Genomic DNA, 26203 nt, shown 5'->3' on the forward strand with positions numbered 1-26203 from the left:
AGCAAACTGGCGGAAAAAGGGCGGCGGGGCTGCCCTTTTTCACTTCCGCTTGATGCAAGTCAAATTTAAGGTGATTCGCATAAGCTAGTAGTCAAAATGGAAGTCGCGAAAATTTGTACCATTTGTCGCACTTTAGAGCGATTCCATCTGGAAGGGGTTGACCGCGCGCGCGGGTGATCTCAAAAGGAACGCCTTAGCTGGAGTTTGGCAATGGATTTCGAAGCGTTTTTCAAGAGCGAACTGGATGGTCTTCACGACGAAGGCCGCTACCGGGTGTTCGCTGAACTTGAGCGCCAGAAGGGGAATTTTCCCCGCGCGACGCGTTATACTGAAGATGGTTCGCACGATGTGACCGTTTGGTGTTCCAACGACTATCTCGGCATGGGGCAGAACCCGCAAGTGATCGAGGCGATGAAAGCAACGATTGATCACTGTGGCGCGGGTGCGGGAGGCACCCGGAATATTTCTGGTACCAACCACCATCACGTTCTTCTCGAGCGCGAATTGGCCGATCTGCATGGTAAGGAATCGGCACTGATCTTCACGTCCGGTTATGTCTCCAACTGGGCAGCGCTCGGTACGCTCGGCCAGAAGATCCCGGGCCTCATCATATTTTCCGATGCTTTGAACCACGCTTCGATGATCGAGGGCATTCGCTATGCAAAATGCGATCGCGTCATCTGGAAGCATAATGACCTGAAAGATCTGGAAGCAAAGCTTGCTGCCGCTGATCCCAAGGCGCCGAAGATGATCGCGTTTGAATCCGTCTATTCGATGGATGGCGACATTGCGCCTATCAAGGAGATCTGCGATCTCGCTGACAAATATGGCGCCATGACCTATCTGGACGAAGTGCATGCTGTTGGCATGTATGGTCCGCGCGGCGGCGGTATTGCTGAGCGCGAAGGATTGATGGACCGTGTCACTGTTATCGAGGGAACGCTCGGCAAGGCGTTCGGTGTCATGGGCGGTTATATCACTGCCTCAACCGCGCTTTGCGACTTTGTCCGTTCCTTTGCATCCGGCTTCATCTTCACCACCGCATTGCCGCCGGCACTGGCTGCGGGCGCGGTGGCCTCGATTCAGCACCTGAAGACAAGCCAGATCGAGCGTTTCGCCCATCAGGAACGGGTCCGTCGGCTGCGTTCGCTGTTGGATTCACGCGGCATCCCGCATATGGACAATCCAAGCCACATCGTTCCGGTGATGGTTGGAGATGCGGCCAAGTGCAAATGGATCTCGGACATCCTGCTCGACAATTTCAATGTCTATGTGCAGCCGATCAATTATCCGACTGTGCCGCGCAAGACCGAGCGTTTGCGCATTACGCCGACGCCGTTGCATAGCGATGCGGATATGGATCAGCTCGTCAGCGCTCTTCATTCGCTGTGGTCGCAATGTGCGCTTGCGCGCGCAGTTGCCTGAGGCATCGCCAATCATCGACGTTTTCGAAAACCGCCTGCTTGTCAGGCGGTTTTTTCATGTATGCTTGATGAAACCGCTTGCCCGGCGACGGGCTTCTTCGTCCGTTTTGTAGACATCATCGATCGATGATGCCGGTGGATGGTCCACCATCGCTTCCATGACCTTCTCGGCGATGCCGGCCATGTCGAGAAAACCGATATCGCCAGTGACGAAGGCATCAAAGGCGGTTTCCTCTGCCGCATTCATGATTGCCCCTTGCAAGCCGCCCCGCTCCATGGCGACGCGTGCGAGGCGCAGTGCCGGGAAGCGATCCTCGTCCGGCGCTTCGAAATCCAGGCGGGAAAGTTTTGTAAAGTCCAATCGCTCCACCGGAAGGCCGGGGCGGCTTGGATAGGTTAGCGCATAACCGATGGCGGTGCGCATGTCCGGGGCGCCAAGTTGGGCGAGAACTGAGCCATCTGCATAGCCCACCATGGAGTGAATGATCGATTGCGGATGAACGACCACCTCGATCTGATCGGACGTCACCCCGAAGAGATGTTTGGCTTCGATCATCTCCAACGCCTTGTTGAACATGGAGGCGCTGCCGACAGATATTTTGAGCCCCATGGACCAGTTGGGGTGCGTGCGTGCCGACTGAACGGTCACATCCCGCATCTGTTCGCGGGTGTAGGCGCGAAATGGGCCGCCGGACGCTGTCAGGATAATTCGTTCCAGTGCGTGGCGCTGATTATTGTCAAGGCACTGAAAGATTGCGCTATGTTCGCTGTCTACGGGGATGAGTTTGCCACCGCCAGCTTTCACGGCGTCGACAAACAGATCTCCACCGGAGACAAGGCATTCCTTGTTGGCAAGCGCGATGGTGGCACCACGGGCAGCGGCCGCAAGGGTCGGCGCAAGACCGGCGGTTCCAACGATTGCTGCCATGACCCATTCTGCGTCGAGTTCGGCTGCTTCCTTCAGACCGCTTTTTCCCGCTGCGACATCGGTTTTCGTTCCCGACAACGCATCCTTCAGCGCCATATACTGGCTCTCGTCTGCAGTCACCGCGAGTCTCGCGCCTGTCGCTCTTGCCTGCTCTGCCAGAAGCTCGATATTGGCATGACCGGTGACGGCCATGACCTCGAACTGATCGCGGCCGCCCAGGTGATCGATCACATCGAGCGTGTTCACACCGATCGAGCCGGTCGAGCCGAAAACGCTGAGACGGCGCGGTGGATTGTTGGCGGTCAACTTCATGAGATCCGGCAATTGCTTAAGTTGTAGATGCGTCTACAAGGGAAATAGCCGGTCAGCAACCCTTGGTTCATGACAGGCACGAGAGTGGAACGTTGATAGCCATGTCGCAAGTCGTGCCCTCCACGTTGAGCACGTAATGTCGTCTCAGGCTTGGGCACGGTTCCACGGCTTTGGAAGATGGCCGATGTCTGTAAGCGACGTTTTCTTACGTCACCTGTGGCTGGCACTCGCCGGCCTGACATTTCTTGCGCTGGGCGCTGGCATTGCCTTCTACCTGGCTGATCGTGCGGTTTTTGCCGAGAGGCTCTGGTTTGGCGGTGCTGCAATCGTCCTTGCAGCCCTCACATTTGAAGTGGTTCGCTCGCTGGTTCAGGGCCGGTTTGGCGTTGATATCATCGCAGGGCTGTCCATCTCTGCAGCCTTGGTGTTTGGCGAGCCGCTTGCAGCGATCATCGTTGCACTGATGTATGCCGGTGGACAGCAGCTGGAGAGTTTTGCCGAGGGCAGGGCGCGCCGGGAAATGACTGGTCTTCTCGGTCGCGTTCCACATGTGGCCATGCGTTATGACGATGATCGGCTTGTTGAAGTTTCAATCGACAGCCTCGTGCCCGGCGACAAGGTTCTGGTTCGCCAGGGTGAGGTGATCCCCGTCGATGGAACGCTTTCCGGTGATCGTGCCGATATCGATATGTCAGCCCTCACAGGTGAACCTCTGCCTGTTCGCTTCAATGCGCGTGACGACATTGCCAGCGGTGGTGTGTCCGTGGGTGCGGCCTTCGATCTCGTTGTCACGAGGCCTGCTGCAGCCAGTACCTATGCCAATATCGTGCGACTGGTGGAGGGTGCCCAGGCGAGCCGCGCTCCGATCATGAGGCTGGCAGACCGCTATGCAATCTGGTTTCTGGTCGCAACATTACTGGTTGCTTCCGTTGCCTGGTACTGGTCCGGCGACGAACTGAGGGCCCTCTCTGTGCTGGTCGTTGCCACACCTTGCCCTTTGATCCTTGCCGTGCCGGTTGCTGTCATATCGGGAATGTCCCGGCTCGCCTCGCTTGGTCTGCTGGTCAAGACAGGCGGCGCGCTGGAAACGCTGGCCAGTGTCCGTATTGCGGTCATGGACAAGACTGGCACGTTGACCAGCGGTGAGGCAGGCATTGTGGAGACCCGGGTGATGCCGGGCATAGACCCGCAAGAGATGACGCGCCTTGCCGCATCGCTTGACCAGGCATCCAATCATCCAAGCGCTGTCATGCTCGTGCGGGCCGCCAGCCGTCTGGGCCTCGTGCTTGATTCGCCAGCTTTGGCAACGGAGACGCCGGGAAATGGCATTGCCGGATCCGTTGACGGTCATCAGCTTGTCGTTGGCGGAAGCGATTTCGTTGAAATCAATTGCGAGGGTAGTAATTTCCGGGCTTTGGCCGCGAACAGACCTTTGGGAACGGCCGTGGTTGCCGTCGCACTTGACGGCAAGCCCGCAGGTGTCCTGCTTTTGTCCGACATGCCGAGGCCGGAAGCAAAGTCGGTGATTGCGGCGCTTCACAAGGCAGGGATCGAGCGCATCATATTGGCGTCGGGCGACCGGGAGGATGTGACGCGGTCGGTGGGCGAGGTGCTTGGCATCACCAGCATTCACGGAGATCTGACTCCGGCTCGCAAGGTCGAGATCGTTCTGGACGCCCGACGCGAGGGACCGGTGATGATGGTCGGAGACGGTGTCAATGATGCTCCGGCGCTCGCTGCTGCGGATGTCGGCATTGCGATGGGGGCACATGGTTCAGCGGCATCGTCGGAAGCAGCCGATGCCGTCCTGCTTGTAGACGATCTCGGTCGTCTTGCCGCCGGATTGCGGGTCGCATCGCGCACGAAGATGATCGCCCGGCAGAGTGTTGTCGCAGGGATCGGTCTTTCACTGGTGGCCATGATCTTTGCAGCGCTCGGCTATCTGCCGCCCGTGCAGGGTGCGTTGCTCCAGGAGTTGATCGATGTAGCGGTCATCTTCAATGCCTTGCGTGCGCTACAGGTGCCTGCCGACTGAAGTGTCGCCTCAATTTCAAGCCTAGTGAGAAATGGTGATCCCGACGCGATTCGAACGCGTGACCCCCAGATTAGGAATCTGGTGCTCTATCCTGCTGAGCTACGGGACCACTTGGCGACATCCTTACAAAAGCAGAAGCGGCAAGCCAAGCCTCATGGGTGAAAAAACAATTCGGCACCCACTGCGCCTGCTGCTCAATCCGTCAGTCGTTGCTCGGCAAGCTTCACCCAATAGGAGACGCCATAGGCAATTGCTTCGTCGTTGAAGTCATAGGCCTGATTGTGCAGGCCTGCAGTGTCGCCGTTGCCGATCATGATATAGGCGCCCGGTCGCGCCTGGAGCATGAAGGCGAAGTCTTCACCGGCCATGGAGGCATCCACTTCGGTATTGACGTTTGATGGGCCGACGACGTTGATTGCCGCCTTTGCCGCGTGATCTGTCTCGTCCGGATGGTTCACCGTTACCGGGCATGCGCGTTCATATTCGAATACGATCTCTGCGCCGTTGGCGGCTGCAATCCCATGGGCGATCTCGCCAATACGCTTCTCGGCCAGGCTGCGCACTTTTTCATCCAGCGAACGGACGGTGCCTCCGAGGTGAGCATCTTCGGGAATGATGTTGTGCGCGGTGCCGGCATGGAAGGTGGTGACCGAAACAACGACAGAACGCAGCGGATTGGCATTGCGCGCGGCAATGACCTGCAGCGCGCCGACGATCTGCGATCCGATGACAATAGGGTCGACCGTGTTGTGCGGTTCTGCCCCGTGGCCGCCTCTGCCCTTTACCAGGATGTTGAACTTGTCGGGTGCCGCCATGATGCCGCCCTTCCTGATGGCAAAGGTACCCACCGGCATGCCCGGCATATTGTGCATGCCGTAGACTTCCTCGATGCCGAACTGCTCCATCAAACCATCTTCGACCATGGCAAGCGCGCCACGTCCGCCTTCTTCTGCAGGCTGGAAGATGACGATGACCTTGCCGTTGAAATTGCGAGTCTCGGCCAGATATTTTGCGGCACCAAGCAGCATGGATGTGTGGCCGTCATGTCCGCAGGCGTGCATTCGGCCCGCAGTCTTGGATGCCCAGGGCTTGCCGGTCATTTCCTCAAGGGGCAGAGCATCCATGTCCGCGCGCAGACCGATTGCGCGATTTCCCGGTGCCCGACCGTGAATGACACCGACGACGCCCGTCCGCCCGAGACCAGTGACAACCTCATCAACACCGAATTCCTTGAGCTTTTCCTCGACAAAGGCTGCGGTGTTATGCACCTCGTAGAGAATTTCCGGATTTTGGTGGAGATGGTGACGCCATTGGGTCAGTTCGGCCTGCAATTCAGCGGCGCGATTCAGTATGGGCATGAATGAAAGTCCTGTAGATGACAGAGATGTGTAATTTAGCGGTTGAATGACAGATTGTCCGCTCCATAATTGACCTAATTCACCGTCTTTGCCATTCCATCCGCGTTGGACATGCTAAGAGCGGTTTGCAATTTCCATATCCTGAAGCGGGAGGACCATTCGTGCAAGGCAATAAGATGAGATCTTTACCGTCCATCGGCCGTCTGTTGATCAGCGGCACAATTGCGGTTCTGATCGCCACCGGCGCACCCCTTGCCGCTTATGCCAATCCGAAGATGGTGATCGATGTCAACAGCGGACGGGTGATCGAGCATGAGGATGCCTTTCGCAAATGGTATCCTGCATCGCTCACCAAGCTCATGACGGCCTATACGGTGTTCCGCGCCATCAAGCAGCGCCAGGTGGGGCTGGATACGATTGTGACTATGAGCCAGAAAGCGTCCGCGCAACCGGCGAGCAAGATGTATTTCAAGCCCGGCTCGCAGATGACGCTCGACAGTGCTCTGAAGATCATGCTGGTGAAATCTGCCAACGACGTGGCGGTGGCCATTGCCGAGACAGTTGGCGGATCTCTCGATAATTTCGTCGGGCGTATGAACGGTGAGGCCGCAAGGCTCGGCATGCGTTCGTCTCGCTTCGTCAATCCCAACGGATTGCCGGGCAGTGGCCAGTATACGACAGCGCGGGACCTTGCCGTGCTGGCAATGGCCATTCGTCGCGAATTTCCGCAATATGCCGGCTATTTTTCGCTGGAGGGTATCAACACTGGCAAGCGCAGTTATCCCAACTACAATCTGCTGATCGGGCGTTTCGACGGCGCGGATGGCATGAAAACCGGTTACATCTGCGCCTCCGGCTTCAATCAGGTGTCATCGGCGACGCGGCGCGGACGCACTGTGATCTCCGTTGTGCTCGGAGCAGATAGTCTTGGCGAACGCGCGGACCTTTCTGCCGAACTGCTGCAAAAGGGCCTGACGACCTCTGCCGGCGGCGTGCCGCTGCAGTCGCTGGCACCTTATGGGGCCGGCCGCGATGCTGTCGCCGATATCAGTGCGCAGATCTGTAATCCGAAGGCCCGCGCCGAACGCAGCGAAGGGCGCGACGAGGAAGGCCGCATGGTGGTGCATTCTCCCTATATTCAGGAAATGAACCATCCGCCACGGACCGTCTTTGCCGGTCTCCTTGCCGGGAGCGGCGCTGCTGCATCCGCGGGCAAGCCTGAGATCGCCAATGTTCCGATCCCCATTCCGCGACCAACATTCTAAAAGTCGTTATCCATAACCATAAGGGAGAACTCCCATGGCTGCACGGCGTGACCGCGTGCCTGTTTCCATCATTACCGGCTTTCTCGGCGCTGGAAAATCAACGCTGCTGAACCGTATTCTCAAAGATCCTGCGATGCGGGATGCGGCGATCATCATCAATGAATTTGGTGAGGTCGGCATCGATCATTTGCTGGTCACGGCGTCGGATGAAGCCATTATCGAGCTCTCGGACGGTTGCCTTTGTTGCACCGTGCGCGGCGCGCTTGTCGATACGCTGGCCATGCTTGCCGATGCGATGCAGACCGCTGGCTTGAAGAAGCTGACTCGTGTCGTCATCGAGACCACAGGGCTTGCCGATCCTGCACCGGTCATGCAGTCGGTCATGGGGCATCCCGTGATTGGCGAGACTTTCGAACTGGAAGGCGTGGTCACTTTGGTGGATGCCGTTAACGGGGTTTCCAATCTCGAGCGGTTTTCCGAAGCCGTCAAACAGGTGGCCGTGGCGGACCGGCTAATCCTGTCCAAAAACAGTATGAGCGACGCGGCAACCGTCGCTACACTTCGTGAACGCCTGCGCGAACTTAACCCGCATGCGCCGATTGTTGACGGCGATAGCGAGGAAGCCGGGCTCGCTTCGATTTTCGACAACGGGCTTTACGATCCGCAGACGAAGACGGCTGATGTTGCGCGCTGGCTGCGGGCAGAAACCGGTGACGCGCATAGCCACCATCATCATGAGGGTCACCACCACCACGACCATGGGCACCACCATCATGACATCAATCGCCACGGTGAAAATATCCGATCCTTTTCGATCATTCACGAACAGCCCATCGATCAGGCGGCACTTGAGATGTTCATGGATCTGCTACGCTCTGCGCATGGCGAGAAGTTATTGCGCATGAAGGCCATTGTCGGTCTGACTGACAATCCCGAACGGCCGCTGGTACTGCATGGAGTTCAGTCGATCTTTCACCGCCCCGAACGTCTGCCTGAATGGCCTGACCCGAAGGACAAGCGGACGCGGCTGGTACTAATTACCCAGAATCTGCCCGAGGATTATGTGCGGGAACTGTTCGACACGTTCGCCGGCAAGCCATCGATTGACAGGCCTGACCGGGCAGCGCTGGAGGATAATCCGTTGGCGATCCCGGGCATGAAGATGTAGCTGCGTCTATCCGGCTCCTGTCACGCCTTGCGGATGATGAAGCGGTGGCCATCGACGGTCTTTACGCTCTCGAGGAGGCCATGGCCGTCTTCGCGGCAGAAATGGGGAATATCGATACCTGCCAGAGGATCGGTCGTTTCGACAGCAATTGTCGTGCCGCGCGGCAGCTTCTCCAGCCGCTTGCGTGTCTTCATGACCGGGAGGGGACATTTCAGCCCCTTAAGGTCGACGACGATCAACTCCTCAGAGGTCACTGACTGGACCACAGCTTCCAGAAAGGTTTCCTGGCTGCCGGTTGCTCTGCAGTTTCAGTCTGAGGATTGGGAACTGGCACTGGCACGGTTGCCGTTGTGGTCGGGGCCACCGCAGGACTGGCTGGCGCTGATTGTGCGGTTGCTGCTGGAACAGGTGGCGTCTGCGTTGCCGCAGGTTGGTCGCTGCTCATTGCCTCAAACTCGTCGATGCTGACCAGACGGCCAGCTTTCAGCGCTGAGCCTGTGGGTGCATAGGCGAGGTCGCTGGCTTTTGCCTTGCGCTTTGCGGCGACCAGTGCCTTGCGCTCGGCTTCGCTTGGATCGACCCATGCCTTACCCTTGTATTTGTTCAGCGCCTTTGCGTAATCGCGTTCATAGGAGACGTTATAGGATGCAAGCGCAGATGCCAGTGCCGGTGGGGTGAACATGGGGGGACAAGCAGCGGCTGCATTCACAGTAGCATTGCCTTCGACTTGCTGGTTGAAGACATATTGCCGGCCACACACTGCTACTTCCGGCGGACGTTTGGTCACTTCGAAATTATCGTAGCCGACTTTCAGCATTTTCCAGAAGTCGTAATGGGGACTCAGCCGATGGCGGGCCATGTTTTCGGCAGTCATCCTGAACGGGAAAGCCTGGAGCTGTACCGTCTGCTGGCCACCCTTGAAAGCGTCGCGCGCGAACGCGTAGATTTCCATGATCTGGGCGTCAGTCATCGAATAGCAGCCAGACGACGAGCAGGCGCCGTGGATCATCAGGTTGCTTCCTGTGCGGCCATTGGCCTGATCGAAACGGTTGGGATAGCCGGTATTGATTGCCAGAAAATACTTTGAATTTGGGTTGAGGTGATAGGGCGTGAGCGGATAGTAGCCCTCCGGAGCCTGACGATCGCCTTCTTTCACCTTGGGTCCAAGCTTGCCCGACCATGCACAGATTTCATATTCGGCAATCTTGTCGAACCGGTTGTTGGTCTTGGCCTTCCAGATTTCCAGAACGCCTTCTTCCTTGAAGACACGGATCATGATCGGCGAATTGCGTTCCATGCCCTTGGCCTTCATGGCGGCCAGAATTTTAGATGGAAGCGGCTGTTCGACCTTGTTGCTGATCTTCGATGGATCGAAACTATCCAGCGTGTCGTTGCACCCGGCCAGGGTGGCAACGGCAAGGAACAGGACGATTGCTGTCGATTTCACATGCATTCCGCTGAACTCTTGTCGAAAAGGCTATCGGAAGATTCATGCATAGCCGGTTTGAGTCGATGGTAAACCCATCATCTTCACAACATGTTAACTATCGCTGATAAAACAGCCTTCTGCCGACACTTTTCGGCAGAAAATAGTAGCAAGATTGTGACCGCAGCCGGTGTGACCCTAGAGGTTGCGACCAATCTCGAGGAATTTCTTCCTGCGGTCTGCTCTCACGGCATCGCCGGACAACTGTCCGAGATCCTTGAGCGCATTGGCAATCACCTCTCCGGTGCGGCCGATCACACTGTCCGGATCGCGATGGGCGCCGCCGAGTGGCTCTGGGATGATGCCGTCAATCACGCCCAAAGACTTTAGATCTTCTGCCGTGATCTTCATGTTGGTCGCCGCTTCCTTGGCACGGGTGGAGTCGCGCCAGAGAATGGAGGCTGCACCTTCCGGCGAGATCACCGAGTAGATTGCATGTTCCAGCATATAGACCCGGTTGCCGGTGGCAATGGCGATAGCGCCCCCAGATCCCCCTTCGCCGATGACGACGGAGATCATCGGAACCTTGAGCGAAAGACACATTTCCGTGGAGCGCGCGATTGCTTCTGCCTGGCCACGTTCTTCAGCACCGACGCCCGGATAAGCGCCTGCCGTATCAACGAGGGTGACCACGGGAAGACCGAAGCGGTCGGCCATTTCCATCACGCGAACGGCTTTGCGATAGCCTTCAGGGCGAGGGCTGCCGAAATTGTGCTTCAGGCGCGACTTGGTGTCGTTGCCCTTCTCCTGGCCGATCACGGCGACGGGCTGTCCGCGAAAACGTGCAAGACCTGCCTGGATCGCGGCGTCCTCGGAGAACTTCCTATCGCCGGCAAGCGGTGTGAACTCAGTAAAGAGTTGCTTTGAAAAGTCGACAAAATGCGGACGCTGAGGATGGCGCGCGACCTGGGTTTTCTGCCAGGCATTCAGCTTGGAATAGATATCTTCCATAGCTTCGCGGACGCGACCTTCCAAGCGCTCGATTTCCTCGGAGGTATCGATGCTTTCGTCTTCGCTTGCGATTTTCTTCAGCTCGCGGATCTTGCCTTCGAGATCAGAGATTGGTTTTTCGAAGTCGAGATAATTTTGCATAAATTCCGTTTCCGATCGTTTCGCCCCCGTTATCGAGGGCCCGAGTACCGGGTTTTCCGGTCCTAATCCCCTCTTTTGACCTGTTTTGCAAGAGGGTGATGTGTTTCGACCAGCTGACGCAACCGCTCTTCCAGCACGTGAGTGTAGATTTGCGTGGTCGAAATGTCGCTGTGACCCAGCAATTCCTGAACGACACGCAGGTCCGCGCCGTTTTCCAGAAGATGACTTGCAAAGGCATGGCGCAAAACATGAGGGGAGATGGCAGAAACCCGTAAACCGGCGCGTGCGGCAAGTGCCTTCAGTTCGCGGGCAAAGACCTGGCGGGGCAAATAGCCTTCCTTGCTCGCGGATGGGAATAGCCAACGGTTTTCCAAAGATGTGTCGGGCGCTGTGGCTTTCAACACGTGGCCGTATGCAGCAAGCGCACGGGTGGCCGCGCCTGAAAGCGGAACCAGCCGTTCCTTGTTGCCCTTGCCTTTGACCACAAGAAATTGCTCCTTGATGTCCAGAACCTTGGCTGGCAGCGACACAAGTTCGCTGACTCGCATTCCCGTGGCATAGAGCAATTCCAGGAGCGCATGAAGCCGCAGCCTGCCCAAATTGCCGCCTTCATTCTGCTTTGCCTCTTCTGCCGCAAGGTTGAGGAGCCGGTCTACATCCTCAATGCTCATGGTCTTTGGAAGAGGGCGCCCCTTCTTTGGCGCATCCAAGATTCCGGTCGGGTCGTCTGTGCGCAGCCCTTCGGCATAGAGAAACTTGTAAAACTGACGCATGGCCGACAGGCGGCGTGCTTGAGACGATGCCTGAAAGCCGCGTCTGGAGAGATCTGCCAGATAGGCGGACAGATCGCCTGATGCTGCCTGCACAAGCAGCACTTTTCGAGAAGTCAGGAAATCGTGGAGATCGGCGAGGTCTCTCTCATAGGAGGTGAGCGTGTTGCCTGCCGCGCCGCGTTCAGCGCTCATCATCTCCAGGAAGGCTTCAATACGGGCTTGGCTGAGATCGGGCAACGGTATCTCTCATTGTTCTGGCGGGTTCATGCGTTCAGCCGGCACACGAACAACGATGTCGCGCTCGTGTGGTTCAACGAAAACGACCAGCGCCAGCATGGCACCATAGATGATTGCAGCGACCGTTGCGCAAAAAAACAGGAAGCGGAGCAGTGTTGGCATCGATCCATCTTTCGGGTCTCAGTTTGTCACCTCATATCGTGATCCACATGGGAAACGACAAGTTGGGTGTGCTTTGCCCGGTTTTTGGCCGGTTGGCTTGACGTCGCGATCTTAAATATCAATACCGTTGTAAAAGAATTGCGAACGGGACCGATGACCGATCCAACTATCACTGCCGCACCCACTATTGCCGCCAAGGTGCGAACTGCCCTGGGCCGGCGCGACATTGTGTTCGTGGGGCTTATGGGGGCGGGCAAATCGGCTATTGGCCGAATGGTGGCGCAACAGCTTGGATTACCCTTTGTCGATACCGATGCGGAAATCGAGCGGGTCTCGCGCATGACCATCAGCGAGTTGTTTGCCGCTTATGGTGAGCATGAGTTTCGAGCGCTTGAGACCCGCGTTATCAAACGTCTTCTCAAATCGGGTCCGCGTGTTATCTCGACGGGCGGTGGCGCCTTCATCAACGACAGGACGCGCAGGCAGATAGAGCGCGGCGGAATTTCGTTGTGGCTGAAGGCGGACCTCGATGTATTGTGGGAGCGCGTTAACAAGCGCGACCACAGGCCGCTGCTTAAAACCGAAAACCCAAAGCAGACGCTCGCCAATTTGATGGACCAGAGATACCCCGTCTACGCCCTTGCCGATATCACCGTTCATTCGCGTGATGTTCGAAAAGAGCTGATTGTGCGGGAGGTAATCGATCTTCTTGCTGCCTATCAAGGACTGGCTGTGTCCTCCGAAAGTGTGAATGATGACTGATATTGATACTGCCGAACGTGTCGTGCATGTACCGCTTGGCGAGCGTTCCTATGATATTTTGATCGGTTCTGGGGTTATCAAGCGTGCCGGCGGGGAAATTTCCACCCGGATCAAGGGCCGTAAGGCGGCGATTGTTACCGACGAAAATGTCGGAGCGATCTATCTTGAGGGTCTCATGGACAGTCTGGAAGCAGACGGTATCGATGCGACCTCACTGATATTGCCGCCTGGCGAGAAAACCAAGAGCTTTGACAACCTGACCCGCGTTTGCGACGTGCTACTGGAGGCACGGATTGAGCGCAATGACACGGTGATTGCGCTTGGCGGTGGCGTGATCGGTGACCTCACGGGATTTGCCGCCGGTATCGTTCGGCGTGGTGTCAGATTCGTGCAGATCCCGACATCGCTTTTATCCCAGGTCGATTCGTCCGTCGGCGGCAAGACAGGCATTAATGCCCGTCAGGGCAAAAATCTGATCGGGGTTTTCAATCAACCTGATCTGGTGCTTGTCGATACCGATGTCCTTGAGACGCTGAGCCAACGGGAATTGCGGGCCGGATATGCGGAAGTTGCCAAATATGGTTTGATCGACAATCCGGAATTCTTTTCCTGGCTCGAGACCAATTGGCGTGACGTTTTTGCCGGCGGTGCTGCCCGGGTCGAAGCAATTGCCACAAGCTGTCAGGCCAAGGCCAATGTCGTTGCAGCGGACGAGCGGGAAAACGGACGGCGCGCGCTTCTCAATCTCGGCCACACGTTCGGCCATGCTCTCGAGGCTGCAACCGGCTATGACAGCCGGCGACTGGTGCATGGCGAAGGGGTTTCGATTGGAATGGTGCTGGCGCACCAGTTTTCCTCACGCCTCAATTTGGCGAGCCCGGATGATGCGGCGCGCGTGGAAGCCCATCTGAAGGCTGTTGGACTGCCAACACGAATGAATGATATTGAAGGCGAGCTACCGCCACCCGATATGTTGATGGAGGCAATTGCCCAAGACAAGAAGGTCAAGGGCGGCAAGCTGACATTTATCCTGACCCATGGGATCGGGCAGTCATTTGTGGCTGACGATGTTCCCGCGTCAGAAGTCTTGAGTTTCCTGGAGGAAAAACACCCGAAATGAACATAGATGCCATGACCACGATCCTGTCTGAGAACTGGCTGCTGATCCTGGCGATTTTGGGCCTTATAGGTGCTTCTGCTTTTTTCTCGGGTTCCGAAACAGCGCTGACGGCCGTCTCGCGCGCCCGCATGTATTCGATGGAAAACAACGGTGACTTGCGCGCCGGCGTGGTGAACAAACTTATCGGCAGGCAGGACCGTTTGATTGGTGCACTGCTGATTGGCAACAATCTCGTCAACATTCTGGCATCATCACTGACCACGAGCCTTTTCCTTGCGCTGTTTGGGGATTCAGGCGTTGCTATCGCGACGCTGGTTATGACAGCCCTTCTGGTCGTGTTTGCTGAAGTGTTGCCAAAGAGCTGGGCGATCTCCTCGCCAGAGCGTTTCGCTCTTTTCGTCTCGCCGTTTGTTCGAATTTTTGTTCTTGTTGTGGGGCCACTTTCCTCAGGGGTCAATCTGGTCGTGCGCCTATTGCTCGGGATGTTCGGTCTCAATCTCTCGAAAGAGACATCCATGCTGTCGGCGCAGGAAGAGTTGCGCGGGGCGGTGGATCTGCTCCATCGTGAAGGATCGGTGATTAAGGCCGACCGCGATCGTCTGGGCGGCGTTCTCGATCTTGGTGAGCTCGAAGTGTCCGATGTGATGATCCACCGTACCTCGATGCGGGGCATCAGTGCGGACGATCCCCCAGAGACGGCGGTACGCGCGGTTCTTGAAAGTCCTTACACACGCATGCCACTCTGGCGTGGTTCGATGGAAAACATCATTGGCGTGATCCATGCAAAGGATCTGCTGAGGGTGCTTGCAGAACCGGATCTGGATCCCTCGACAATTGACATCGCCAAGATTGCCCAAAAGCCCTGGTTCGTCCCAGACACGACCAATCTGAAGGATCAGTTGAACGCCTTCCTGCGCCGCAAGGTTCACTTTGCCATCGTCGTGGATGAATATGGAGAAGTGCAGGGCATTGTAACGCTTGAGGATATCCTTGAGGAAATCGTCGGGGATATCGCCGATGAGCACGACATCGATATTCAAGGCGTTCGACAGGAAGCCGACGGTTCGATCGTAGTCGACGGGACTGTTCCGATCCGAGATATCAACCGAGCGCTCGACTGGAATCTGCCGGACGAGGAGGCAACCACGATCGCTGGCCTCGTCATTCACGAATCAAAATCCATACCCGAAGAACGCCAGGCCTTCACTTTTTATGGAAAGCGCTTCATCGTTATGAAGCGCGAAAAGAACCGGATCACCAAATTGAGGATCCGTCCGATCGATGAAGTGACGAAGACCGCATAACCGGTGGCGGGGACGATACGCTTTTACCAGCGCGTAGGCTCTCCGGGGGCTGCAGCTTCAATGGCCAGTGCATGGAGCCCGGCGTCGAATTCTGGCTTCAGCAGATCGGTAATGGCGCGGTGTCGCGCCACACGCGTCAATTTGGTGAAGGCCGGTGACACAATACGGACACGCATATGCGTTTCACCTTCACCGGTCATGTCTGGCTGATGTCCGGCATGATGAGAACTCTCATTGAGGACGATCAGACGTTCTGGCTCGAAGGCCGCATTCAGCTTGTCTTCGATACGCGTTTTAACGGTCATTGATTTGCCTCCGGCTAAAACGGTTCACAAAGCCGCTAGAAAACTGATTTGTCAATTCTTGTAGACACATGAGCAAAGCACCATAATTGCACAATGAAACTAGACTCGAAATATTTCGACGGCATTCGCACAAAACGTAAGGCGAAGCCCGAAGCCGCAACGGCCGCTCCGACCTGCCAATGGGACGGTTGCGAACGGCCGGGCGCTCACCGCGCTCCTGTCGGGCGCAACGCTGAAGGACAATTCTTTCTCTTCTGCTTCCAGCACGTGAAAGAATACAACAAGGGCTACAACTACTTTTCCGGCCTTTCCGATGGTGAGATCGCTCGGTATCAAAAAGAAGCGATTACAGGCCATCGCCCCACCTGGACCGTTGGTGTGAACAAGGAATCGCGCGATAGTCCGCTGCATTCAAAGGCGGATGCGCGCTTCGCCTCCTCTGCGGCCCATACGCGCATGAAGGATCCGTTCGGCTTCGTGGCGCAGAACGGTACTCCCAAGTCGCGACAGCCGCGCGCGCGCAAGCTGAAAACCCTGGAAGCAAAGGCCTTTGATACGCTGGGGCTTGGCGCAAGTTCGTCATCGACGGAGATCAAGAGCCGCTACAAGGAACTTGTAAAAAAACACCATCCGGATGCGAATGGCGGAGATCGTGGCTCTGAAGAGCGTTTTCGCGCTGTTATTCAAGCCTACCAATTGTTAAAGCAGGCTGGTTTCTGTTAATCGAAAACGCAACGGAATTACGATTGCACAGGCGGCTGGACGGCGCGCGTTCGGCATGGAGTTACGATGAGCAAAATTGAACTAGAAATTTCCAACCTCCCCGACACCACAGTATCTGTCAGGGAGGTATTCGGCATCGATTCCGACATTCGCGTTCCCGCCTATTCCCAAGGCGACGCCTATGTTCCAGATCTTGATCCGGATTACCTGTTTGACCGCGAGACAACGCTCGCCATTCTGGCCGGATTTGCCCATAACCGCCGGGTGATGGTTTCGGGATTCCACGGAACAGGCAAGTCGACACATATCGAGCAGGTGGCTGCACGCCTCAACTGGCCATGCGTTCGCGTCAACCTCGATAGCCATGTCAGCCGTATCGATCTTGTCGGCAAGGACGCCATTGTTCTGAAGGACGGCAAGCAGATTACCGAATTCAAGGACGGCATTCTGCCCTGGGCCTATCAGCACAATGTTGCTCTCGTCTTCGACGAATACGATGCGGGTCGTCCTGACGTGATGTTCGTTATCCAGCGCGTTCTGGAATCCTCCGGTCGTCTGACGCTGCTTGACCAGAGCCGCGTCATTCGTCCGCATCCAGCCTTCCGTATTTTCTCGACTGCAAACACTGTCGGTCTGGGCGATACAACGGGCCTCTATCATGGCACCCAGCAGATTAACCAGGCACAGATGGACCGCTGGTCGATCGTGACGACGCTGAACTATCTGCCGCATCAAAATGAAGTCGATATCGTTCTTGCCAAGGTGAAGAGCTTTAACCAGAGCGATGCCGGCCGTGACACCATCAGCAAGATGGTTCGGCTTGCCGATCTGACACGTGCCGCCTTCATGAACGGCGATCTGTCCACCGTGATGAGCCCGCGAACCGTCATTACCTGGGCGGAGAATGCCGAGATCTTCGGCGATGTGTCCTTCGCCTTCCGCGTGACCTTCCTCAACAAGTGCGACGAGTTGGAGCGCACGCTTGTGGCTGAACAGTATCAGCGGGTCTTTGGAACCGAACTCAAGGAAAGCGCCGCGAACATCGTGCTTGGCGCCTGAGGTATCTCTTATGGCAGGCCGTGGAGACAATTCAAACGCCAGACCGGGCGCGATCATAGATTCCGAACCGTTTCGCCGTGCGGTTACGGGCTGCGTGCGCTCGGTTGCCGGAAGTGGCGAGGTGGAGGTCTCCTTCGCCAATGAACGGCCGGGTCTGGCTGGCGACCGGGTGCGGTTGCCTGAGCTTTCCAAGCGTCCGACAGCACAGGAAGTGGCCGTCACGCGTGGTATTGGCGATTCCATGGCACTGCGACTTGCCTGTCATGATCAGTCGGTTCACGCTACCATGGCGCCGATGGGGACTGATGCACGTGCGGTATTCGATGCCGTTGAGCAGGCCCGCGTCGAGTCTCTCGGTGCAAGCCGCATGAGCGGCATGGCCACGAACATGACCGCGATGAACTCGGAAAAATACGCCAAGGCGAATTTCGCCGGCATCAGCCGTCAGGAGGATGCGCCATTGGCCGAGGCCATGGCCATGCTCGTGCGCGAAAAGTTGACGGGCGAAAAGGCGCCTGCCAGCGCGGGGCAAGTGCTGGACCTTTGGCGTCCCTTCATCGAAGAAAAGGCCTCGGCGGATTTCGCCAATCTTCGCAATTCCATGGAAGACCAGCAGGCCTTTGCCAAGGTCGTTCGCCATATGCTGAGCGCCATGGAAATGGCCGAGGATTTCGGCGACGACGCCGAAGATGCCGACGAAGACGATCTGAGCGAAGAAGATCAGCCGCGCTCGCAGGAGGAGCAGGAAAATTCCTCCGAGGAAGAAGCCGGCGATGAACAGGTTCCGGCCGAAGACAGCGAGTCTGCTCAGGAGCAGATGGATGACGGCGAAATGGACGGGGCCGAGATCTCTGACGACGATATGGTCGAAGAGGGCGACGACGAGTCTGAAACGCCGGGCGAGATGCGCCGTCCCGCAAGCCCATTCGATGATTTCAACGAGAAGGTCGACTACAAGATCTTCACCAAGGAATTTGATGAAATTATCGAGGCTGAAGAGCTTTGCGACGAGGCTGAGCTTGAACGTCTGAGAGCCTTTCTCGACAAGCAGCTTGCCCATCTTCAGGGTGCCGTCGGTCGTCTGGCCAACCGTCTTCAGCGCCGCCTTATGGCGCAGCAGAACCGGTCCTGGGATTTCGATCTTGAAGAAGGCTATCTCGACACGGCACGCCTGACGCGCATGGTGATCGATCCGATGCAGCCGCTCTCGTTCAAAATGGAGCGGGATACGCAATTCAGAGATACTGTCGTTTCACTCGTGATCGACAATTCAGGTTCCATGCGGGGGCGCCCGATCACGGTTGCGGCGACCTGTGCCGATATTCTGGCGCGCACACTTGAGCGATGCGGCGTCAAAGTCGAAATCCTCGGCTTTACCACCAAAGCATGGAAAGGCGGCTCGTCACGCGAGCAATGGCTTGCCAATGGCAAGCCGCAGACGCCCGGTCGCCTGAACGATCTGCGCCACATCATCTACAAGTCGGCTGACGCGCCGTGGCGCCGTTCGCGTCGCAATCTCGGGCTGATGATGCGCGAAGGTCTGCTGAAGGAAAATATCGATGGAGAAGCGCTGATGTGGGCCCATGGCCGACTGATCGCTCGGCGTGAACAGCGCAAGATCCTGATGATGATTTCGGACGGCGCGCCGGTGGATGATTCCACACTCTCGGTCAATCCGGGTAATTATCTGGAGCGGCATCTTCGGGCCGCTATCGAGCAGATCGAGACAAAGTCGCCGGTGGAGCTGCTTGCGATCGGCATCGGCCACGACGTGACCCGTTATTACCGCAAGGCGGTGACGATCGTCGATGCCGATGAGTTGGCCGGTGCCATGACCGAACAGCTCGCGGCGTTGTTTGAAGACAAGCCCGAAAAGAAGGGTGGCTCTTCCATGCGTCGCGCTGGATGAACTGACATCAGCCGGTATCGGTTTGAAAGCCGATACCGTTGAGCATCTGCTCCCTAGAGCATCGCCGGCTCGGCGCGAACCTGACCGGCGACATCTTGTGATTGAGCGCCTGTTATCTGTGCCATGTTTTCCTTGATATACTCAGCGATGGCGTCTTCCATCTTGGCACGCTCGTCGGTTGGCATGGCTTCAAGCTCTTCTTCCGTCACATCATGGTCGGCCAGATACTGCGCTCTCAGGCGCTCTGCCAGCGACATCGTCAGCCATTTCAAAAGGTCATCCTCGGCACTTCCGGTTGACTCTGTATCGTCTATCTGAAGGTCGCTTGCATTCGGGTCCTGGGGGGGCTCTGAAGCGAAATAGGTGTCGGCTTTCTGTTGTGCTTTCTGGCGGGAATAACCCTCCAGCACGTCGTCGAACCAGCTATCGAAGTTCGTCTGAGGGGATTGAGCTGAGTTCTGATTGGAGCTGGGTGTTGCGCCGTACAATGGCCCGGATACGCTTGTCATTGTGGAGCCTCCATCGTTCAAGTTCGCCCAATCTTATCGGATGATGCTTGCCTGTGGCTGTGTGCTTGCCGGACGGCAAACCAAGGCTTGCATTGACCGGTCTTTCCCTCATCGCATATGACGTCGGGTAGATGTAATTTCCGGGACAACTCCTTGCCTCATCAAATGCGCCGTGCGCCTGCCATTCTTCTTGCCCTTGCCGCCCTTTGCCTGTCTGTGCCTGTGTCAGCAGAGCCTATTTCGGTGGACGCGAGGCGGATAGACACGTTCAAGCCAGGACTGGACAACCAGCGCTTCGGTCGTCTTGAGTTTTTGGGAGGATTGGAGCTGAGCTCTACCGAGCCGCTGTTCGGTGCTTGGTCGTCCATTCGTTTTCTCGATGACCAAAGTCATTTTATCGGCGTTCTGGATACTGGCCATTGGCTGGAAGGCAGGATCGATCGCGGATCAGACGGCCGGCTTTCTGGGCTTTCGGAGGTGTCCCTGTCGCCGATGGCAGACCGACAAGGACGTTTCATGCAGGGCAAGTATCTGATGGATGCTGAAAGCCTAGCGCTGCGCGATGATGGCATCCTTGTCGGTTTCGAGCAGCGTCATCGGATTGATGTCTATCCTAGAGAGGGCTTTACTACTGCGCGCCCGACCTCATCATTGCCCTTACCGTTTCCAACGACCGAGCTTCGGCGAAATGGCGGTTTGGAGACTGTGGTGGTTTCGCCTCTGGACACCCCGCTTGCCGGTGCGACCATCACGATTGCAGAGCGCAGTGTCGACGGCGACGGAAATCTCTTCGCTGGCATTGTCGATGGATCGCTCCAAGGCGCGTTCCGCGTTGCTCGTCACGACAGCTACGACGTCACTGACGGCGCTTTCCTGCCCAATGGGGATCTTATGCTTCTGGAGCGTCGGTTCTCGCTGGCGACCGGTATAGGCATGCGCATACGGCTTGTTGCCGGTGACACCATCAAACCTGGCGCGATTATCGATGGGGAGGTTTTGCTGGATGCCGATTTCGGCTATCAGATCGACAACATGGAAGGGCTTGATGTGATCAAGGCCGCCGATGGTACCACGCATATCATTGTCGTTTCGGACGACAATCACTCTATCCTGCAGCGTAATCTGATGCTGGAATTCAGGTTGAACGATGAGAGATAGGATAAGAAAAAGCCGCGGACAGTGCCGCGGCTTCTTTCATCTCAGTTTGCCGGCTGCGCGGATGGCAGCGGTTTCAGCCTGTTCATCAATGCGCCATAGGGCAGGAGCATCACAAGGCCTACCAGCATCTTTACGCTGAAATCGCCGAGTGCCCACGAGATCCAGCGCGGTGCATCTGCCGAGAAGATGCCAAGGACCGGCGCCCATTCAATGGCGAAGTCATCATTGGCACCCAGCATGACGAAGGCTGGAGCAAAGGCGAGCGAGAAGAATATCACCGTATCGAGCGAGGAGCCGATGAAGGAGCTCACAAGCGGAGCCTTCCACCAAGCAAGCTGGCGGAGCCGATTAAAGACGGTGATGTCAAGAAACTGTCCGGCGAGATAGGCCGTGCCTGAGGCGACTGCAATGCGCGGTATGGATGTCACGAAAGACAGGGCTACACCGATGACGAAACCAATCAGGACCACACGACGGGCCATTGATGTGCCGAACTGGCGATTGGTGAGGTCTGTCACCAGAAATGCTACCGGGTAGGTAAAGGCACCATAGGTCAGCAAGTCGCCGAGCTGAATGCCTGCCAGTTCTCCCGAAAGGGGATATTGGACGAGGACGTTTGATGCGACGACAACCGCCGTCATTATAAGGCTGTAGATCAGAATGTGCCGTTTGCTGGGCATTTTTTTTATCCTGGGTGATGCCACCAGTTAGAGTGAAATTACGACAAAGCAAAAGGCTTGTCCGGATCATCTCCGTGCAAGCCTTGATGCTTTATCGTCTAGGGCGTTGAAGCTTAAGCGGCTTCAGCGGTCTTCTTGGCGATCTGGCGACGCAGCAGACGAGCGCGCATGCTCAGTTCGGTTTCCTTGGCCTTCAAGAGAAAGGCGTCAAGGCCGCCACGATGCTCAACCGAGCGAAGGGCTGCAGCCGAAATGCGCAGACGGAAACGCTGACCGAGAATATCGGAGATAAGCGTTACGTCGCAAAGGTTCGGCAGAAACCTGCGGCGGGTTCTGTTATTGGCGTGGCTTACGTTATTGCCCGTCTGGACTGCCTTGCCGGTCAATTCGCAACTGCGGGACATGATGCACCTATTTTTTCTGTGTATGGATTTGCGCTCCGGCCATAACCGGCGCCGCATTCCAATCGTTCGTTATCGGAAAGTTGCGGTTCTATAGTCAGACTGGCTTGCGCCGTCAAGCCTGTGCGTGGGTTTTACCGCCGCAACGGGGAAAACTAGCTGTTTTATTGCCATAGTCTCATTTAACAATGCACTTCAGGAAGTGGGAGCTGTTGCTGGCAAAGCGCAGACTCTGAACCGAGGTCATGCATGTCCAGGCTTAAAATTGCAATTGCATTGCTGACCGGTTTTTGCGCGTCTTCGGTCGTGTCGAATGCTGGTGAGGATAGCTACCGAACGGATTACCGCATCACGCTTTCGGGTATTCCCATCGCAAGTGCCACCTTTGTTACCCAACTGGCCAGCAGTAGGTACAAAATCCGAGGCACCTTTGTATCGGCAGGGGTCGCGGATCTCATCACTGATATTTCCGCCGAGACCAATGTATCTGGGCGATTGCGTAACAATCAGATGGAGGCCACGCATTACTCGCTGGTCTATCGCAACGGAAAGAAAGTGCGCACCTACGATGTTCGCCTTGATGGTGGCAATGTCACCCAGTCCGAGATCAAGCCTCCGCCGAAGAAACGACCGAAGAACTGGATACCTGTTACCGCCAGTGATTTGAAGGCCGTGCTGGATCCCTTATCGAGTCTTATCATTCCTGATGGCGAAAAGATCTGTCAGCGCACCTTGCCGATATTTGACGGCGAAAGCCGCATGGATCTGGTGCTCAGCCACCGGGGTACGAAAGAGTTTTCTTCGGGGGGCAAAACCTCAAAGGCAACCGTCTGTTCGGTGCGTTATGTGCCGAAGTCAGGTTTCCGTAAAGGCAGAGACGATGTGGAGTATCTGTCCAATGTCTCGGGAATGGAAATCTGGTTTGCCAAGACAAATGACCTCCCGTTATATGCTCCGGTCTATGCCCGTATCCCCACGCGTTACGGGCCAGTCTATATTACGGCGGTGAAATTCAGCGGGTAGGTTTCAGCCGCGGATCCCGCCCGGCGGAGAGGGCGATGCGCACCAAGGCAACGATCATTGGATTTTCGGCCATTCTGATGTGGTCTTTTCTGGCGCTCTTTACTGCAGCCTCCGGAAAGATGCCGCCGTTTCAGCTTTCCGCAATCTGTTTTGCCATCGGTAGTCTGCCAGGGATGGTGTTGTTTGCCATCAAGCCGCAGCGGTTGAAGCTCTTGCGTCAGCCGGCCGGCGTCTGGCTGCTCGGCGTTGCAGGACTGTTCGGGTACCATTTTTTATATTTCACCGCGCTTAGGAATGCGCCTGCGGCTGAAGCAGGATTGATTGCGTATTTGTGGCCGCTGTTCATCGTGGTCGGCTCAGCGCTGTTGCCGGGGGAGCGGCTGCGCTGGTTTCATATCGCCGGTGCGCTCGCCGGGCTGGCCGGCACTGTCATCATTATCATCGGCAAGAACGGTCTAGATTTCGATCCGGTCTATGCGCTTGGTTATGGTGCTGCCCTTCTCGGTGCTTTCGCGTGGTCAAGCTATTCTCTTTTGACGCGCAGACATGGCTCAACGCCAACCGATGTCGTCACCGGATTTTGCCTGGCAACCTCGTTGCTTTCGCTGGTCTGCCATATGGGCCTTGAAACGACTGTTTGGCCTGACGGCGTTTTTGAGTGGATCGCCGTGCTGGGTCTCGGTCTGTTCCCGGTCGGTGCTGCCTTCTACGCCTGGGACTTTGGCGTGAAGGGTGGCGATATTCAGATACTCGGAGCGGCCAGTTATGCGGCCCCGCTGCTATCGACCCTGATCCTGATGCTGTTCGGTTATGCCGAGCCCTCCGGTCGGGTTGGCATAGCCTGCCTTTTGATAACGGGCGGTGCTGTGCTCGCAGCACGCGATATGTTCAAGTCTCGCTCCAAACTACAGCCAGCCGTGTAGCGAAGATCTAGCTCATCGGCTCTCCTGGAGACCAACCGGGTGGCGCCATCTCGAAGGCGGAGAAATCGAAGCCGGGGGATACGGTGCAGCCCACCAGGGTGAAATCGCCCAGTGTTTCTGCCGCTTGCCAGCAGTTGGCCGGTATAACCGATTGTGGACGCTCTCCTCGCGTCACAGCCGCGCCCAGGATGGTGGTTTCTACAGTCTTTCCATCGTTGGAGCTGTAGAGCGCCAGCGATGCGCCAGCGTAATAGTGCCAGATCTCTGCGGCATCACGCACCTTGTGCCAATGCGAGCGCTCTCCGTGCTTCAGAAGGTAGTAGATCGCCGTGGAATGACCGCGGCGACCGCCATGCTTGTCGCGGAAGGTCTCCGCATACCAGCCCCCTTCCGGATGTGCCTGCAGGGAAAGCTCCGCAATGATCTCGTCCGCCGTCATGGGCATCAGAAATTATCCTTGCGTGTGCGGATCTCGGCAAAGACCTCCGCGTCGCTATTGGCGTCCATGCCAAGATTTTTGCGGATAGCCGGATCGCTGGCACGCAGAAAGGGATTGGTTTCCTTCTCTATGCCGATGGTGGTGGGAATGGTGAACTTTCCCTCTGCGCGGAGCGCTTCGATCTCTGCTGCCCGTGCTTTCAACTTTTCGTTGTCGGGATCGATCGTCACGGCAAAGCGGGCGTTTGCCAGCGTATATTCATGGCCAAAATAGACAGTCGTGTCGTCGGGCAGGGCTGCAAGCTTTTGCAGTGATGCCCACATATCTGCAGCGGGACGTTCGAACAGTCGACCGCAGCCGAGCGCAAACAGTGTATCGGCTGCAAACAGCAACTTGCTCTCCGGCAGGTGATAGCAGACATGGCCTGCGGTATGGCCAGGCGTTTCAATCACATTGACGGTATGGGGTCCAAACTCAAAGCTGTCGCCATCATTGACCGCCTCGTCGAGGCCGGGAATGGCCACCGCTTCGGCGCGGGGGCCGATGATCTGGCAGTTGAAGCGATCCTTCAGTTCCAGGTTCGCTTCCACATGATCGCCGTGATGGTGCGTTGTGAAGATATGGGTGATCGTCCAACCGCGTCGCTCAGCCGCCTCGATGATCGGCACCAGTTCCGGCGCGTCGATGGCTGCGGTCAGGTTTGCCTCCGGGCAATGCAGGAGAACGCCGAAATTATCGCTGCGGCAGGGGAAGACTTCGAGTTCAAGTGATTTCATCTTTGGGGTCTCCCTCTGTTTATCAGGGTCAAATGTAAGTGCTTTGCCCTTGAAGTCCATGCGCCGATGTTTATCAATTGCGCCATGTATGTGGATATCGTCGATCTCCGGCAATTTTATCACTCGCTTCTCGGGCGCATGGCGGAGCATTCCATCGCGATGGCCTTGTCATCGCTTTGGGCACGGCTGCCGCAAGAGCGGCTGGTTGGGCTTGGCTTTGCCGTTCCCTATCTCGAGCGGTTCCGGGCCGATACCGAGCGGACCTTCGCCTTCATGCCGGCGGGGCAGGGCGCTGTAAACTGGCCCGCCGGAGCCGTGTCCGATACCGCGCTCGTCTTCGACGAGGAATTGCCGCTTCCCGACTCTTCAATTGATCGCGTGTTGATGGTGCATTCGCTGGAGTTTGCCGAAAACCCACGCGAAACGCTGAAGGAAGTCTGGCGTATTCTGGCGCCGGGGGGACGTCTTGTGATTGTCGTGCCAAATCGCCGCGGTGTCTGGGCGCGGCTGGAGCACACACCTTTCGGTTCTGGCCGGCCTTATTCGCGTGGCCAGTTGACCAACCTGTTGCGGGAGGCCAATTTTACCCCCGGTGCAGCAGCTGAGGCGCTGTTCTTCCCGCCCTCCAAACTGCGTCTGGTTCTGGGAATGCGCTCCTCTTTCGAGCGCCTTGGCCGATTGCTGTGGCCCGCCTTTTCCGGGGTGATCATCGTTGAGGCACAAAAGCGTCTCTATCAGGGTCTGCCAGTCGCAGCTCGGCAGTCCAGGCGGGTGTTCGTGCCAGTCCTTGCGCCGCAAGGTGTACCGACGACCAGAAGCCGCACGGAAAGCAAAAGCTGATCGCCCCGTTACCCTCGACAATCGGACGGTTC

27 protein-coding genes and 1 tRNA gene are annotated in these 26203 nt (G+C 56.9%); 14 read left to right on the forward strand and 14 right to left on the reverse strand.

Annotated features, from left to right (window positions below; genetic code table 11):
* Positions 1 to 210: 210 nt before the first annotated feature.
* Positions 211 to 1425, forward strand: a complete 1215-nt coding sequence (gene hemA / locus ACWPM9_RS02565; protein WP_428188226.1) for a 5-aminolevulinate synthase — start codon at positions 211 to 213, stop codon at positions 1423 to 1425.
* Positions 1426 to 1479: 54 nt separating this feature from the next.
* Here the strand turns inward: hemA and dxr are convergent, their stop codons facing one another.
* Entirely contained in the window at positions 1480 to 2664 is a 1185-nt protein-coding gene (dxr, locus tag ACWPM9_RS02570) for a 1-deoxy-D-xylulose-5-phosphate reductoisomerase (RefSeq protein ID WP_484756637.1), read from the reverse strand.
* 184 nt (positions 2665 to 2848) lie between these two features.
* Here dxr and ACWPM9_RS02575 point away from each other — a divergent pair, with 184 nt between their 5' ends.
* On the forward strand, positions 2849 to 4699 hold the full coding sequence (locus tag ACWPM9_RS02575) for a heavy metal translocating P-type ATPase (RefSeq protein ID WP_484756638.1): 1851 nt from the start codon (positions 2849 to 2851) through the stop codon (positions 4697 to 4699).
* A gap of 32 nt (positions 4700 to 4731) precedes the next feature.
* On the opposite strand, the gene ACWPM9_RS02580 is transcribed toward ACWPM9_RS02575, so the two are convergent.
* Both ACWPM9_RS02580 and ACWPM9_RS02585 read right to left on the reverse strand, forming a co-directional pair.
* Positions 4732 to 4808, reverse strand: a tRNA-Arg gene (locus ACWPM9_RS02580).
* 85 nt (positions 4809 to 4893) lie between these two features.
* Positions 4894 to 6057, reverse strand: a complete 1164-nt coding sequence (locus ACWPM9_RS02585; protein ID WP_484756639.1) for a M20 aminoacylase family protein — start codon at positions 6055 to 6057, stop codon at positions 4894 to 4896.
* 176 nt (positions 6058 to 6233) lie between these two features.
* Between ACWPM9_RS02585 and ACWPM9_RS02590 the strand changes: the two genes are divergently transcribed.
* Complete coding sequence (locus tag ACWPM9_RS02590; protein WP_428188230.1) at positions 6234 to 7322, forward strand: D-alanyl-D-alanine carboxypeptidase family protein; 1089 nt, start codon at positions 6234 to 6236, stop codon at positions 7320 to 7322.
* A gap of 34 nt (positions 7323 to 7356) precedes the next feature.
* Positions 7357 to 8490 carry a CobW family GTP-binding protein gene (locus ACWPM9_RS02595; RefSeq protein ID WP_484756640.1) on the forward strand — a complete coding sequence of 378 codons (1134 nt, stop codon included), beginning with the start codon at positions 7357 to 7359 and terminating at the stop codon, positions 8488 to 8490.
* Positions 8491 to 8510: 20 nt separating this feature from the next.
* Here the strand turns inward: ACWPM9_RS02595 and ACWPM9_RS02600 are convergent, their stop codons facing one another.
* The 5 genes from ACWPM9_RS02600 to ACWPM9_RS02620 all read right to left on the reverse strand — a co-directional run bounded on the left by ACWPM9_RS02600 (position 8511) and on the right by ACWPM9_RS02620 (position 12240).
* A complete protein-coding gene (locus ACWPM9_RS02600) occupies positions 8511 to 8684 on the reverse strand; it encodes a sulfurtransferase TusA family protein (RefSeq protein ID WP_484756641.1) in 174 nt (57 codons plus the stop codon).
* Positions 8685 to 8740: 56 nt separating this feature from the next.
* Positions 8741 to 9943: a L,D-transpeptidase family protein gene (locus ACWPM9_RS02605; protein ID WP_484756642.1), complete on the reverse strand. Its 1203-nt coding sequence runs from the start codon at positions 9941 to 9943 to the stop codon at positions 8741 to 8743.
* A gap of 171 nt (positions 9944 to 10114) precedes the next feature.
* A complete protein-coding gene (locus tag ACWPM9_RS02610; protein WP_428188233.1) occupies positions 10115 to 11068 on the reverse strand; it encodes an acetyl-CoA carboxylase carboxyltransferase subunit alpha in 954 nt (317 codons plus the stop codon).
* Between the two features lie 62 nt (positions 11069 to 11130).
* The gene (gene xerD, locus ACWPM9_RS02615) at positions 11131 to 12078 is read right to left on the reverse strand and encodes a site-specific tyrosine recombinase XerD (protein WP_484756643.1); all 948 of its coding nucleotides are present in this window, start codon (positions 12076 to 12078) and stop codon (positions 11131 to 11133) included.
* A 9-nt stretch (positions 12079 to 12087) separates the two neighbouring features.
* Positions 12088 to 12240, reverse strand: coding sequence for a hypothetical protein (locus ACWPM9_RS02620; protein ID WP_428188235.1), 153 nt, complete (start codon positions 12238 to 12240; stop codon positions 12088 to 12090).
* Between the two features lie 153 nt (positions 12241 to 12393).
* Between ACWPM9_RS02620 and ACWPM9_RS02625 the strand changes: the two genes are divergently transcribed.
* From ACWPM9_RS02625 to ACWPM9_RS02635, 3 genes are read left to right on the forward strand one after another with little or no spacing between them, the layout of a single operon-like run.
* Complete coding sequence (locus ACWPM9_RS02625; protein ID WP_428188236.1) at positions 12394 to 13002, forward strand: shikimate kinase; 609 nt, start codon at positions 12394 to 12396, stop codon at positions 13000 to 13002.
* A complete protein-coding gene (gene aroB, locus ACWPM9_RS02630; protein ID WP_428188322.1) occupies positions 12995 to 14122 on the forward strand; it encodes a 3-dehydroquinate synthase in 1128 nt (375 codons plus the stop codon). Before ACWPM9_RS02625 ends, aroB begins: the two co-directional genes overlap by 8 nt.
* 11 nt (positions 14123 to 14133) lie before the next feature.
* The gene (locus ACWPM9_RS02635; RefSeq protein WP_428188323.1) at positions 14134 to 15426 is read left to right on the forward strand and encodes an HlyC/CorC family transporter; all 1293 of its coding nucleotides are present in this window, start codon (positions 14134 to 14136) and stop codon (positions 15424 to 15426) included.
* Between the two features lie 23 nt (positions 15427 to 15449).
* Here ACWPM9_RS02635 and ACWPM9_RS02640 read toward each other — a convergent pair whose 3' ends face one another.
* Positions 15450 to 15731, reverse strand: coding sequence for a BolA family protein (locus ACWPM9_RS02640; RefSeq protein WP_484756644.1), 282 nt, complete (start codon positions 15729 to 15731; stop codon positions 15450 to 15452).
* Between the two features lie 93 nt (positions 15732 to 15824).
* On the opposite strand from ACWPM9_RS02640, the gene ACWPM9_RS02645 reads away from it, so the two are divergent.
* The 3 genes from ACWPM9_RS02645 to cobT all read left to right on the forward strand — a co-directional run bounded on the left by ACWPM9_RS02645 (position 15825) and on the right by cobT (position 19422).
* Positions 15825 to 16454, forward strand: coding sequence for a J domain-containing protein (locus ACWPM9_RS02645; protein ID WP_428188238.1), 630 nt, complete (start codon positions 15825 to 15827; stop codon positions 16452 to 16454).
* A gap of 66 nt (positions 16455 to 16520) precedes the next feature.
* Entirely contained in the window at positions 16521 to 17513 is a 993-nt protein-coding gene (cobS, locus tag ACWPM9_RS02650) for a cobaltochelatase subunit CobS (protein WP_484756645.1), read from the forward strand.
* Positions 17514 to 17523: 10 nt separating this feature from the next.
* Complete coding sequence (gene cobT / locus ACWPM9_RS02655) at positions 17524 to 19422, forward strand: cobaltochelatase subunit CobT (protein ID WP_428188240.1); 1899 nt, start codon at positions 17524 to 17526, stop codon at positions 19420 to 19422.
* Between the two features lie 53 nt (positions 19423 to 19475).
* On the opposite strand, the gene ACWPM9_RS02660 is transcribed toward cobT, so the two are convergent.
* Positions 19476 to 19931 (reverse strand): hypothetical protein, encoded by a 456-nt coding sequence (locus ACWPM9_RS02660; RefSeq protein ID WP_484756646.1) that lies wholly within the window; start codon positions 19929 to 19931, stop codon positions 19476 to 19478.
* Between the two features lie 165 nt (positions 19932 to 20096).
* On the opposite strand from ACWPM9_RS02660, the gene ACWPM9_RS02665 reads away from it, so the two are divergent.
* The gene (locus ACWPM9_RS02665) at positions 20097 to 21089 is read left to right on the forward strand and encodes an esterase-like activity of phytase family protein (protein WP_428188324.1); all 993 of its coding nucleotides are present in this window, start codon (positions 20097 to 20099) and stop codon (positions 21087 to 21089) included.
* Between the two features lie 41 nt (positions 21090 to 21130).
* On the opposite strand, the gene ACWPM9_RS02670 is transcribed toward ACWPM9_RS02665, so the two are convergent.
* Together ACWPM9_RS02670 and rpmB are read right to left on the reverse strand one after the other, a co-directional pair.
* On the reverse strand, positions 21131 to 21769 hold the full coding sequence (locus ACWPM9_RS02670) for a VUT family protein (protein WP_428188242.1): 639 nt from the start codon (positions 21767 to 21769) through the stop codon (positions 21131 to 21133).
* Between the two features lie 113 nt (positions 21770 to 21882).
* On the reverse strand, positions 21883 to 22173 hold the full coding sequence (rpmB, locus tag ACWPM9_RS02675; RefSeq protein WP_428188243.1) for a 50S ribosomal protein L28: 291 nt from the start codon (positions 22171 to 22173) through the stop codon (positions 21883 to 21885).
* Between the two features lie 246 nt (positions 22174 to 22419).
* Here rpmB and ACWPM9_RS02680 point away from each other — a divergent pair, with 246 nt between their 5' ends.
* Positions 22420 to 23193, forward strand: a complete 774-nt coding sequence (locus ACWPM9_RS02680) for a DUF3108 domain-containing protein (protein WP_484756647.1) — start codon at positions 22420 to 22422, stop codon at positions 23191 to 23193.
* 35 nt (positions 23194 to 23228) lie between these two features.
* Positions 23229 to 24116, forward strand: coding sequence for an aromatic amino acid exporter YddG (yddG, locus tag ACWPM9_RS02685; RefSeq protein ID WP_484756648.1), 888 nt, complete (start codon positions 23229 to 23231; stop codon positions 24114 to 24116).
* 7 nt (positions 24117 to 24123) lie between these two features.
* Here the strand turns inward: yddG and ACWPM9_RS02690 are convergent, their stop codons facing one another.
* The gene (locus tag ACWPM9_RS02690) at positions 24124 to 24555 is read right to left on the reverse strand and encodes a cupin domain-containing protein (RefSeq protein ID WP_428188325.1); all 432 of its coding nucleotides are present in this window, start codon (positions 24553 to 24555) and stop codon (positions 24124 to 24126) included.
* 5 nt (positions 24556 to 24560) lie between these two features.
* Positions 24561 to 25331, reverse strand: coding sequence for a hydroxyacylglutathione hydrolase (gloB, locus tag ACWPM9_RS02695; protein WP_484756649.1), 771 nt, complete (start codon positions 25329 to 25331; stop codon positions 24561 to 24563).
* A gap of 84 nt (positions 25332 to 25415) precedes the next feature.
* Between gloB and ACWPM9_RS02700 the strand changes: the two genes are divergently transcribed.
* Complete coding sequence (locus ACWPM9_RS02700) at positions 25416 to 26171, forward strand: class I SAM-dependent methyltransferase (RefSeq protein WP_484757578.1); 756 nt, start codon at positions 25416 to 25418, stop codon at positions 26169 to 26171.
* Positions 26172 to 26203: the final 32 nt, after the last annotated feature.

It is taken from the genome of Agrobacterium sp. H141 (genome assembly GCF_057158725.1).